At 65.3% G+C, this 11,697-nt stretch carries 8 protein-coding genes; 7 read left to right on the top strand and 1 reads right to left on the bottom strand.

Features of this window, described 5'->3' with window-relative positions; genetic code table 11:
- Positions 1-248: 248 nt before the first annotated feature.
- Entirely contained in the window at positions 249-1,754 is a 1,506-nt protein-coding gene (locus HAP47_RS31310) for a glycosyltransferase family 39 protein (protein WP_173641257.1), read from the top strand.
- 91 nt (positions 1,755-1,845) lie between these two features.
- Here the strand turns inward: HAP47_RS31310 and HAP47_RS31305 are convergent, their stop codons facing one another.
- On the bottom strand, positions 1,846-2,655 hold the full coding sequence (locus HAP47_RS31305; RefSeq protein ID WP_173643037.1) for a uracil-DNA glycosylase: 810 nt from the start codon (positions 2,653-2,655) through the stop codon (positions 1,846-1,848).
- Between the two features lie 192 nt (positions 2,656-2,847).
- Between HAP47_RS31305 and HAP47_RS31300 the strand changes: the two genes are divergently transcribed.
- The 6 genes from HAP47_RS31300 to HAP47_RS31275 all read left to right on the top strand — a co-directional run bounded on the left by HAP47_RS31300 (position 2,848) and on the right by HAP47_RS31275 (position 11,672).
- Positions 2,848-4,506 carry an electron transfer flavoprotein-ubiquinone oxidoreductase gene (locus HAP47_RS31300; protein ID WP_173641258.1) on the top strand — a complete coding sequence of 553 codons (1,659 nt, stop codon included), beginning with the start codon at positions 2,848-2,850 and terminating at the stop codon, positions 4,504-4,506.
- Between the two features lie 553 nt (positions 4,507-5,059).
- The gene (locus HAP47_RS31295) at positions 5,060-6,847 is read left to right on the top strand and encodes a tetratricopeptide repeat protein (protein WP_173641259.1); all 1,788 of its coding nucleotides are present in this window, start codon (positions 5,060-5,062) and stop codon (positions 6,845-6,847) included.
- A 268-nt stretch (positions 6,848-7,115) separates the two neighbouring features.
- Entirely contained in the window at positions 7,116-8,003 is an 888-nt protein-coding gene (locus HAP47_RS31290; RefSeq protein WP_173641260.1) for a 4-(cytidine 5'-diphospho)-2-C-methyl-D-erythritol kinase, read from the top strand.
- 338 nt (positions 8,004-8,341) lie between these two features.
- Positions 8,342-9,268 carry an SMP-30/gluconolactonase/LRE family protein gene (locus HAP47_RS31285; protein ID WP_173641261.1) on the top strand — a complete coding sequence of 309 codons (927 nt, stop codon included), beginning with the start codon at positions 8,342-8,344 and terminating at the stop codon, positions 9,266-9,268.
- A gap of 138 nt (positions 9,269-9,406) precedes the next feature.
- A complete protein-coding gene (locus HAP47_RS31280) occupies positions 9,407-10,000 on the top strand; it encodes a GNAT family N-acetyltransferase (protein ID WP_173641262.1) in 594 nt (197 codons plus the stop codon).
- A 28-nt stretch (positions 10,001-10,028) separates the two neighbouring features.
- Positions 10,029-11,672 (top strand): GMC family oxidoreductase, encoded by a 1,644-nt coding sequence (locus HAP47_RS31275; protein ID WP_173641263.1) that lies wholly within the window; start codon positions 10,029-10,031, stop codon positions 11,670-11,672.
- The last annotated feature ends 25 nt before the right edge of the window (positions 11,673-11,697 follow it).

Below are 11,697 nucleotides of genomic sequence, written 5' to 3'. Positions count from 1 at the left end.
GACCGCGCCGATCATCCCCACTCGTCATCCCCGCGCACGCGGGGATCCAGTATTCCAGAGACAGCTGTGCCTAGGCCCAACGGCCGCGGCGTACTGGATGCCCCGCCTTCGCGGAGCATGACATCTGTGTTTGGCTTTGCACGGTAGGCTCATCGGCTCCGGTTGCCTCTCCCGCCGCCGCCCGTTATCAACTCCACAGGGATCAGATGGTGCCGCTGACGAGGTGGCTGGGGCATTTCAGGCGTTTCATGCGGTTTACCTCCCTGGTTGTCGAACTGATCCGCGCCCGGCCGCGCCTCGTGGTGTGGGTCGTGGTGCTGGTGCAGGCCGCGATCTGGCTACTCGTGCCGCTGATCTTCTACGGCAGCCCGCCCGGCAATCTCGCCACCGTCCTCGCCTTCGGCCGCGAATATCAGGTCGGCACCGACATGGGGCCGCCGCTCGCATTCTGGCTCGCCGACATCGCCTTCCGCGCCGCCGGCAATCACGTGTTCGGCGTCTATCTGCTGGCACAGGTCTGCGAGATCGCCACCTTCATCGCCTACTACCAATTGGCGCGCGCCATCGTCGGCGGTCCGCAGGGCGTGCTGGCGGTGCTGCTGTCGATGACGGTCGTGGTGTTCTCCTCGCCGAGCGTCGAGTTCGGTCCGCTGATCCTGGCGCGTCCGCTGTGGGCGCTCCTGCTGCTGCATTCCTGGCAATTGATCGGGCAGGATCGGCGCGCCGCCTGGTTCGCCTGGTCGATCGATTGCGGCCTGCTGCTGCTGACGACGCCGGCGGCACTCGGCATGATCCTGCTCGTGGTCGGCTTTGCGCTTGCTACCGAGCGCGGGCGCCGCACGCTGCGCGCGGTCGATCCCCTCTATGCGCTGCTGGTCATCATCGTGCTGGCGCTGCCCTATCTGATCTGGCTGGTCCGCGCCGACGTGCTGGCGCTGCCGGCATTGCCCGCGGCTGCCGATCTCAAGGCGCGCGCGCTGCGCTGGGGTGTCGTGCTCGGCGGGCTGATCGTGGCGACGGGTGCGATCGTGCTGCTGGCGATCCTCAATTCGCGCTGGTTCGCCCGCGACCGTGAGGATGCCCCGATCATCTACCGTCCGCCGGTCAGTCCGCTGGCGCAGCACTTCGTTTATTTCTTCGCGTTCGCGCCGGCGATCGTGAGCAGCTTCGTCTCCGGGCTGTTCGATCTGGATCGCGCCTTCGGCGGCGCCGGCGTGGCGCTCCTGATGTCGGGCCTCGCGGTCGTCGTCGCGACCGGCGATCTGATCCATCTCAGGCGGCAGCGGCTGTTGCGCTCGGTGTGGGCCTTCGCTGTCGCTGCGCCCGCCGCGGTCGCACTGGCGGCGGCGCTGTTCCTGCCCTGGACCAGCACCACCGAGGTGCCGACCTCGCTGCCGGCAGCCGCGATAGGACGTTTCTTCGACGACAGCTATGAACGCCGCACCAACCAGCGCCTGCGCGCGGTCGCCGGTGATCCCGAACTCGCCAGCCTGATTGCGATGAACGGGCGCCGTCCGCATCTTTTGCTCGACGCCGCTCCGCAACGGACGCCGTGGCTGCCGGTGGCAAAATTCAACGAGACCGGCGGCGTCGTGGTCTGGCGCGCGCAGGACACCGCCGGCACGCCGCCGCCCGAACTCGCGCAGCGTTTCCCCGGCCTGGTGCCGGAAGTGCCGCGCTCGTTCGACCGGCTGGTCAACGGCCGGCAGCCGGTGCTGCGGATCGGCTGGGCGATCGTGCGGCCGAAGGCGTAGGGATCCGTAGATTTGTAGGATGGCTAGAGCGAAGCGAAACCCATCAACTCATTCGCGGCACGATGATGGGTTTCGCTGCGCTCTAGCCATCCTACGAAGCAAGCACCTTCGCGATCGCGCGCAGATCCTGCCACGACAACCGCTTGTAGGACGGCGAGCGCAACAGATAGGCCGGATGGAAGGTGGCGACGGCGCGGATCGTGCGCGTGCCGGTGTCGTAGTCGATCCATTTGCCGCGCGTGCGCATGATGCCCTCGCGCGTGCCGAGCAGCGCCTGCGTCGAGGGATTGCCGAGTGTCACCAGCACGTCGGGATTCACCAATTCGATATGGCGCTGGATGAAGGGCAGGCACACAAGCGTCTCCTGCGGCGTCGGCGTGCGGTTGCCCGGCGGCCGCCACGGGATGACGTTGGCGATATAGGCCTTGCTGCGATCGAGCCCGATCGCTGCGATCATGCGGTCGAGCAGCTTGCCGGAGCGGCCGACGAACGGTAGCCCCTCGATGTCCTCGTCGCGGCCCGGCGCCTCGCCGACGAACATCACGCGCGCCTGTGGATTACCATCGGCGAACACCAGCCGGGTCGCGGTGTGCTTCAGCGCGCAGCCGTCGAATGTCTCCATCAGCGTGCGCAAGGCTTCAAGCGTCGGCGCGGTGCGTGCGGCCTCGCGCGCCGAGGCGATTGCGGCGTCCGGCGCGATGGTGATTTCGCTGCGCGGAACGGCGGGCATCGGTGGCGGGCGCAGCGGATTGAGTGCAGCGGGACGCGGCGCGGCGGGGGCGGGAACTGGCTCGGGCTCTTCCAGCCGGTTGATCGGCTCGTCGCCAAGCGCGCAATCGACCCCGGCCTCGAGGTAAAAGGCCAGCAATTGCTGCAGTGTAGGGGTGGGCTCGGGCGTCAGGGCCATGATGGCTGTAATCTAGAGCATGGAGGAGAAAAGTGGAGGCTCGATTTCGGAAAAGATTATTCTCTGCGGTATCCGGGCCGTGCAAAGCCATGGAAGCGCAATTCCATGGTTGTCCTTCCGCCAAAAATCGGAAACAACGACTTTTGAAAAGCTTAGAAGCGTTCTCAATGGGCTGAGACCAGGATCATGAGTGCTGAAGACCTTCCCCCGCGCGAGTCTATGGAATTCGATGTCGTCATCGTCGGCGCCGGCCCCTCGGGCCTGTCGGCCGCGATCCGGCTGAAGCAGCTCAATCCCGAGCTCTCGATCGTCGTGGTGGAGAAGGGCTCCGAGGTCGGCGCGCACATCCTGTCGGGTGCGGTGATCGATCCGGTGTCGCTCGACAAGTTGATCCCGGACTGGCGCGAGGACGCGGACTGTCCGCTGAAGACGCAGGTCAAGGAAGACCGCTTCTACTGGACGACGTCGCAAGGCTGGTTCCGCATTCCGAACTTCATCATGCCGCCGTTGATGCACAATCATCACAACTATATCGGCTCGCTCGGCAATGTCTGCCGCTGGCTGGCACCGAAGGCGGAAGCGCTCGGCGTCGAGATCTATCCGGGCTTCGCCGCCACCGAGGTGCTCTATGACGACAAGGGCGCGGTGCGCGGCATCGCGACCGGCGACATGGGCATCGCCAAGGACGGCAGCCACAAGGATTCCTACACCCGCGGCATGGAGCTGCTCGGCAAGTACACGCTGTTCGCCGAAGGCGCGCGCGGCTCGCTGTCGAAGCAGCTGATCGCGAAGTTCAAGCTCGACGCCAACTCTGAGCCGCCGAAATTCGGCATCGGGCTGAAGGAGGTCTGGCAGATCGATCCGGACAAGCACCGCAAGGGACGGGTTCAGCATACGCTGGGATGGCCGCTGAACGACAAGACCGGCGGCGGCTCGTTCCTCTATCACTACGACGACAACCGCGTCGCGGTCGGCTTCGTCGTGCATCTCAACTACAACGATCCGTACTTGTCGCCGTTCGACGAATTCCAGCGCATGAAGACGCATCCCGATATCCGCGAGCTGTTCGAGGGCGGCAAGCGGCTCGCCTATGGTGCGCGCGCCATCACCGAGGGCGGCTACCAGTCGGTGCCGCGGCTCTCTTTCCCCGGTGGCGCGCTGATCGGCTGCGCGGCCGGCTTCGTCAACGTCCCGCGCATCAAGGGCGTCCACAATGCGATGGGCTCCGGCATGCTCGCCGCCGAGCATGTCGCGGCCGCCCTCGGCGCCGGACGCGCCAATGACGAACTCGTCGAGTATGAAAACGCCTGGCGCTCGTCCGCGATCGGCAAGGACCTGTTCAAGGTCCGCAACGCCAAGCCGTTGCTGTCGAAGTTCGGCAACCTGCTCGGAATGGCGCTCTCCGGCTTCGACATGTGGTGCAACACGCTCGGCTTCTCGCTGTTCGGCACCCAGTCGCACGCCAAGCCCGACCGCAAGACGCTCGATCCGTCGAAGCAGCACCAGCCGATCGCCTATCCGAAGCCGGACGGCAAGATCTCCTTCGACAAGCTGTCGTCGGTGTTCCTGTCCAACACCAACCACGAGGAGGACCAGCCGGTCCATCTCAAGGTCGCCGACATGAACCTGCAGAAGACGTCGGAGCACGACGTGTTCGCCGGTCCCTCCAACCGCTATTGCCCGGCCGGTGTCTATGAGTGGGTCGAGGAATCGGCAGGCCCGCGCTTCCAGATCAACGCCCAGAACTGCGTCCACTGCAAAACCTGCGACGTGAAGGACCCCAACGGCAACATCACCTGGGTTCCTCCGGAGGGCGGCGGCGGACCGAACTACGAGGCGATGTAAGCCCAAGGTAAGGCTGACGCGACCGACCACATTTGCGTGAGGTAGATTGCGTCTGCGCCGCAACCTGCGCTTGGCCTCTCCCCTTGTGGGAGAGGCCGGATTGCATCGACAGATGCAATCCGGGTGAGGTACCGGTCCATCGAGGGACTTCGACCGACGGATAGACCTGAACCCCTCACCCGGAATTCAAGCTTTCGCTTGAATTCCGACCTCTCCCCACAAGGGGAGAGGTGGAACTGGCCGCGTGGCGAGCCTCCCGAGGCGCTTTATGCTTCCGCACGCGAATATGCCGGGGCCGGTCACGATACCGCCATAGTGGGAGGGTCTTGCGGTGGGGTGGCTGGATCGGCAGGCCTAACGGCCTAATCTGCCAATCGATTCGGCATGGGTTACCTTTGGGCGATCCTTGCGGATAAACGCCAAAAGCGGCATTGTCGCTCGCCGTGATGCCGCCGCTTGGGTTCGCATTTTGAGACTGATCGCAAGACCTTGTCGCGAAGATCTTGGCCGTAAATCCTTCGTGGCCTTAAACCCCTGGAGCAAGGCGACCGTGATGCTGTCCACCCGTTTCAACCGCCTGACGATTGCCGTTCTTGCTGCCGCGGCGCTCGCCGTGCCTGCGCAGCTGTCGGCGCAGACGCCCGACCATCCGACCGACAATGCCGCGCAATTCCCGAGCAAGACCGACCTGAAGTCGCTGACCACCGCCGGCAGCTATCTCGCCGCTCGCCACGCCAGTGTCGAGCGCGATGCGACCTCGGCCGCGGCGTTCTACCGCTCGGCGCTACGCACCGATCCGAAGAATTCCGAACTGCTCGATCGCGCCTTCATCTCCTCGCTCGCCGACGGCGATATCGAGGAGGCGGTGAAGCTCGCCGACCGCATCCTGACCCAGGACAAGGCCAACCGCGTCGCCCGCCTCGTCGTCGGCGTGCGCGACCTCAAGCTGAAGAAATACGCCGCCGCGCAGTCCAACATCAACCAGTCGGTGCGCGGACCGATCACCGATCTGGTGGCGACGCTGCTGTCGGCCTGGGCGGCCTATGGCGCCGGCGACAGCAAGGGTGCGGTCGCCTCGATCGACAAGCTGACCGGCCCCGAGTGGTATCCGATCTTCAAGGATCTGCACGCCGGCATGATCTACGAGCTGTCCGGCAAGGAGAAGGATGCCGGCGCCCGCTTCGAGAAGGTCTACAAGCTCGACGATTCGATGCTGCGCACGGTCGACGAATATGCGCGCTGGACCTCGCGCAACAAGGATGCCGCCGCCGCGACCGCGATGTACGAGGCGTTCGACAAGAAGCTGCCGCGTCATCCGCTGGTGCTGGAAGGCATCAAGGAAACCAAGGCCGGCAAGAAGCTGCCGCCGCTGATCGATTCACCGCAGGCCGGCGCCGCCGAGGCGCTGTACGGCATCGGCGCGACGCTGACCCGCCGCGGCGGCGAGGACCTCGCGCTGGTCTATCTGCAGCTCGCGCTCTATCTGCAGCCGAACCATCCGCTGGCGCTGCTGTCGCTCGCCGATCTCTATGAATCGGTGAAGAAGCCGCAGATGGCGATCAAGGTCTACGAGCGGATGCCGGCGTCCTCGCCGCTGAAGCGCAACGCGCAGATCCAGCTTGCGACCAATCTCGACGCCGCCGACCGCAGCGACGAGGCGATCAAGATCCTCAAGGAAGTCACCGCCGATCAGCCGAAGGACATCGAGGCGATCCTCGCGCTCGGCAACATCGAGCGCGGCCGCAAGAAGTTCGCCGACTGCGCCACCACCTATTCGCAGGCGATCGATGCGCTGCCGGCCGCTGGCGGCGACAAGAACGCCTGGGTCACCTATTACTACCGCGGCATCTGCGAGGAGCGCTCCAAGCAGTGGAAAAAGGCCGAGGCCGACATGCGCAAGGCGCTCGAGCTGCAGCCCGAGCAGCCGCATGTGCTGAACTATCTCGGCTATTCCTGGATCGACCAGGGCATCAACCTCGACGAAGGCATGAAGATGATCAAGCGTGCCGTCGATCAGCGCCCTGACGACGGCTACATCGTCGATTCCCTCGGCTGGGCCTATTACCGGATCGGCAATTACGACGAGGCGGTGAAGAACCTCGAGCGCGCGATCGACCTGAAGCCGGAAGATCCGACCATCAACGACCATCTCGGCGACGCCTATTGGCGCGTCGGCCGCACGCTGGAAGCCAAGTTCCAGTGGGCGCATGCCCGCGACCTCAAGCCCGAGCCGGAAGAGCTGCCGAAGATCCAGGCCAAGATCGACAACGGCCTGCCGGACGACACCTCGAACGCCGCCTCCGCCGACAAGAAGAAGGACGACGACGGCAAGGGCGGCTAGGGCTTGCGGGTGCGGCAAACTCGGTGTCGTCCCTGCGAAAGCAGGGACCCATAACCACCGGTGTGTATTGTTGCAGACTGCCCGAACGACGAATCCCGTTCACAACGTCCGCCGCGGAGTATGGGTCCCTGCTTTCGCAGGGACGACGGCGGCGGATGCGGCGCTTGGGCCGGCATAGCCCCGGAATTTCCGTGCAAACAAAGGGATAGGATCGTGAGGCGATTTACGCTAATCGCAGCACGATGTTTGTCTTTAGGGGTTTATCGCCGTGCCGGCGCTGATTGAAGAAGGGCGTGCCAAGGTCAACCTGACGCTGAGGGTTGTCGGGCGGCGCGTCGATGGGTTTCACGACCTGGAGAGCGTCGTCGCGTTTGCCGATTGCGCCGATCGTCTCACGCTCGAGCCGGGGCCCGAACTGTCGCTCTCGATGGCGGGGCCGCTGGCCGATGCCTGCGGCGATACATCTGATAATCTGGTGCTCAAGGCCGCGCGGCTGCTCGGCGAGCGCGTCGCGGACCTCGAGGTCGGCCACTTCACGCTGGAGAAGGTGCTGCCGGTCGCGGCCGGCATCGGCGGCGGCTCGGCGGATGCCGCGGCCGTGCTGCGGCTGCTGGCGCGGCTCAACGAACTCTCGCTCGACGATAGCAGGATTATGGAGGTCGCGCTGCAGACAGGTGCCGACGTGCCGGTGTGCGTCGCCTCGCGCGCCTGCGACATGACCGGCGTCGGCGAGGGCCTGTTGCCGCTCGACCTGCCGAGAATGCCGTGCGTGCTGGTCAATCCGCGCGTGCCGGTTGCGACCAAGGATGTCTTCAATGCGCTTGGCCTGCGCCATGGCGAGCTTTTGATCGGCGCCACCGATGTCATGATGCAGGCGCCGTCCTGGCCGGAGGCCGGCCGCGCGGTCGACGACTGGATCGCCGCACTTGCGCGCGGCACCAACGATCTCGAGGCCCCGGCCGCGCGCATCGAGCCCGTCATCAGCGACGTCTTGTCCGCGCTGCGTGCGACCAAGGACGTTCGCCTGGCGCGCATGTCGGGCTCCGGCGCGACCTGCTTTGCGGTGTTCGGAACCGACACCGATGCCGAGGCCGCCGGCGAACAGCTTCGCGCCGCTCACCCCGGCTGGTGGGTACATGCGGGTGCGCTGAGCTGACGCGATCGCGCGGCCTGCGGCTCCCTCTCCTTCGAGATTCCGGGCTCGTGCTTCGCACGCCCCGGAATGAAAGGAGAGGTGCGGCGAGAACGCGAGGCCGCGTCCCCAACTTCAACTGTCATCGCCCGGCTCGGATCACCCGCATGCGCGGGTGATGAACCGTGGCTATTCTGCGTGACAGCGAGCGAGATTGGCACCGCGACGCCAACGCCGGGCAGCGTTGCGCCCCTGATTGCTTGGCAAGCCAAACCCCGTTTGCCATAACAGGATGAAACAACAACGTTGCGCGTGCGGGACCGTTCGGAATCCGCCTGCAGCCAATGAGCCGGGAGGATGCCATGGCCAATATCCGCGTACTCGCCACCGATCTCGAGTTTCCCGAAGGTCCCGTCGTGATGCCCGACGGTTCGGTCGTGCTGGTCGAAATCCGCGGCCAGCGGCTGACCAGGGTTTATCCCGACGGGCGCAAGGAGATCGTCGCCAAGGTGCCGGGCGGCCCGAATGGCGCGGCGCTCGGCCCCGACGGCAAGATGTACGTCTGCAACAATGGCGGCTTCTCCTGGATCCCGACCCGAAACATGATCATGCCGGGACCGCAGCCGGAGGATTATCTCGGCGGCTCGATCCAGTGCGTCGATCTGCAATCCGGCAAGGTCGAGACCGTGGTGACGAAGTGCGGCGAGCATGAGCTGCGTGGGCCGAACGACCTGGTGTTCGACAGACAGGGCGGCCTGTGGTTCTCCGATCTCGGCAAGCGTCGCGCCCGCGAGATGGATGTCGGCGCGTTCTATTATCTGAAGCTCGGCATGAACGAGATCGTCGAGGCCGTGCACGGCATCCTGCCGGCCAACGGCATTGGCCTGTCGCCGGACGAGAAGACCGTCTACATCGCGGAGACTCCGACGGCGCGGCTGTGGGCCTATGAGGTGTCCGAGCCCGGCACCATCAAGCCGCGCGACGTGATCTATCGCGGCGAGCGCGGCAAGCCGATCGCGGGCCTTGGCGGCTACCAGATGTTCGACTCGCTCGCGGTCGAAGCATCGGGCAATGTCTGCGTCGCGACGCTGATCTCGGGCTGTATCTCGGTGATCGCACCCGACGGCACCGTGGTCGAACAGGTGCCGACCGGCGACCGCGTCACCACCAACATCGCCTTCGGCGGCCCCGACCTGAAGACCGCCTACATCACGCTGTCCGGCAAGGGCGAACTGATCGCGATGGACTGGTCGCGGCCCGGATTGCCGCTGAATTTTCTGAACAAGTGACGTAAGAACGTCATTGCGAGCGAAGCGAAGCAATCCATGCCGCCACGAACACTGAGGGAATGGATTGCTTCCGCCTTTGCCAAGGCTTCGGCGGACAAGTCTTCGCTTCGCTCCTCGCAATGACGGAAAGGAATCAAAATGCCCTGGCTTGAACCGGTCACCCTTCGCGGCGCGCATGCGCGGCTCGAACCACTTTCGCACGATCATCGCGACGGCCTCGTCGAAGCGGTGAAGGACGGCCATCTCTCTCAACTCTGGTACACCTCGATCCCGCAGCCGGATAATATGGCCAAGGAGATCGACCGAAGGCTCGGCCTGCAGGCGGCCGGGTCGATGCTGCCGTTCACGGTGTTCGATGCCGACGGCCGGATCTCGGGCATGACGACCTACATGAACGTCGACACGCCGAACCGCCGCGTCGAGATCGGCTCGACCTGGTACGCCAAGCGTGTGCAGCGCAGCGCGGTCAACACGCAGTGCAAACTGCTGCTGCTTCAACATGCCTTCGAGAAGCTCGATTGTATCGCGGTCGAGTTCCGCACGCATTTCTTCAATCACCAGAGCCGGCGCGGCATCGAGCGTTTGGGTGCCAAGCAGGACGGCATCCTGCGCAGCCATCAGATCGCGCCCAACGGTACGTTGCGCGACACCGTGGTTTACAGCATCATCGCCAGCGAATGGCCGACGGTAAAGGCGCATCTCAACTATCAACTCAACGAAAAGCCGCGCTGACACCTTGGTCGGCGCTAGAAGCGAGACGATGGAAACGTTCGATTATGTGATCATCGGCGCAGGCTCCGCCGGGAGCGTGCTGACCAACCGGTTGAGTGAAGACGCTGCTGTGAAGGTGTGCGTGCTCGAGGCGGGGCCGAGCGACTGGCATCCCTACATCCATCTGCCGGCCGGCTTCATCAAGACTTTCCACATGAAGAGCGTGAACTGGGCCTACCAGCAGGAGCCCGGTCCCTACACCGGCGGCCGCAGCATCTACGCGCCGCGCGGCAAGACGCTCGGCGGCTCGTCCTCGATCAACGGCCACATCTACAACCGCGGCCAGCGCCAGGACTTCGACACCTGGGCGCAGCTCGGCAATCGCGGCTGGGGCTATCCCGACGTGCTGCCGTACTTCCGGCGCATGGAGCGTCGGATTGGTGAGGGTGACGACACCTATCGCGGCCGCGACGGCAATCTCACCGTCACCACGATGGACTGGCAGGATCCGCTCTGCGAGGCCTTCATGGCGGGCGCGGTCAGCCTCGGCATTCCGCGCAATCCTGATTACAACGGCCAGATCCAGGAGGGCGTGTCGTACTGCCAGCGCACCATCCTGAACGGCCGCCGTGTTAGCGCTGCGACCGCGTTCCTGCATCCGGCGCGGAAGCGGCCGAATGTCGACGTGCGCACGCATGCCCATGTCACCGGCATCATCTTCGAGGGCAAGCGCGCGGTCGGCGTGCGCTACAACCGCGGCGGCAAGCACGGCGATCCGCTCGAGATCCGCGCCACGAAGGAAGTCATCCTCTCCGGCGGCGCCTACAACTCGCCGCAGCTGTTGCAGCTCTCCGGCGTCGGTTCGCCCGAGCTGTTGCGGTCGCACGGCATCGAGGTGCGCCACGCGCTGCCCGGTGTCGGCGAAGGCCTGCAGGATCACTACGCGCCGCGTTCGGTCGCCCGGGTCAAGAACATCCGGACCATCAACGAGCTTCGCCGCGGCCTCAGCCTGTGGGGCGAGGCGATCAAATGGGCGACGACGCGGCGCGGCCTGCTGTCGCTGTCGCCGACCATGGTCTACTGCTTCTGGCATTCCGGCGAGACCACCGAGAGCTCCGATTTGCAGCTCACCTTCACGCCGGCGAGCTACAAGGAGGGCGTGCAGGGCCAGCTCGAGGACGAGCCCGGCATGACGGTGGCCTCATGGCAGCAGCGGCCGGAGAGCCGCGGCTATGTCCGGATCCGCTCCGCCGATCCGTTCGCGCCGCCGATCATCCAGACCAATTATCTCGCCGAGGAGATCGACCGCCGCGTCGTCGTCGCCGGCATGAAGCTGGCGCGCCGGCTGCTCGCCTCCGAGCCGCTCAAGCCGTATTTCGCCTATGAGGATTTTCCCGGTCCGAAGGTCACGAGCGACGACGAACTGCTCGCGGCCGCGACCCAGCGCGGCACCACCACCTTCCATCCCGGCTGCACCTGCCGGATGGGCCCAGCCGACGCGCCTTGGGCCGTGGTCGACGACCAGCTTCGGGTCCATGGCATGGAGGGCCTGCGCGTGATCGACGCCTCGATTATGCCGCGGATGATCTCAGCCAACCTCAACGCCTCGACCTTGATGATCGCCGACAAGGCCTCTGACATGATCCGCGGCAACACCCCCGAGGCCGCCGCGAAGCTGCCGGAGTATGCGTGAGGAGCTGATTCGTACGACGATAACC

This window comes from Bradyrhizobium sp. 41S5 (assembly GCF_011516665.3).
Lineage (GTDB): Bacteria > Pseudomonadota > Alphaproteobacteria > Rhizobiales > Xanthobacteraceae > Bradyrhizobium > Bradyrhizobium quebecense.
Note: the sequence above shows the minus strand (reverse complement) of the source record. Positions and strands in the feature narration are given on the sequence as shown.

What these genes read in the sequence shown, in the direction of transcription:
- HAP47_RS31275 (WP_173641263.1), top strand. Translation starts at nt 10,029, where the DNA reads ATGGAAACGTTCGATTATGTGATCATCGGCGCAGGCTCCGCCGGGAGC.
- HAP47_RS31310 (WP_173641257.1), top strand. Translation starts at nt 249, where the DNA reads ATGCGGTTTACCTCCCTGGTTGTCGAACTGATCCGCGCCCGGCCGCGC.
- HAP47_RS31280 (WP_173641262.1), top strand. Translation starts at nt 9,407, where the DNA reads ATGCCCTGGCTTGAACCGGTCACCCTTCGCGGCGCGCATGCGCGGCTC.
- HAP47_RS31285 (WP_173641261.1), top strand. Translation starts at nt 8,342, where the DNA reads ATGGCCAATATCCGCGTACTCGCCACCGATCTCGAGTTTCCCGAAGGT.
- HAP47_RS31295 (WP_173641259.1), top strand. Translation starts at nt 5,060, where the DNA reads ATGCTGTCCACCCGTTTCAACCGCCTGACGATTGCCGTTCTTGCTGCC.
- HAP47_RS31300 (WP_173641258.1), top strand. Translation starts at nt 2,848, where the DNA reads ATGAGTGCTGAAGACCTTCCCCCGCGCGAGTCTATGGAATTCGATGTC.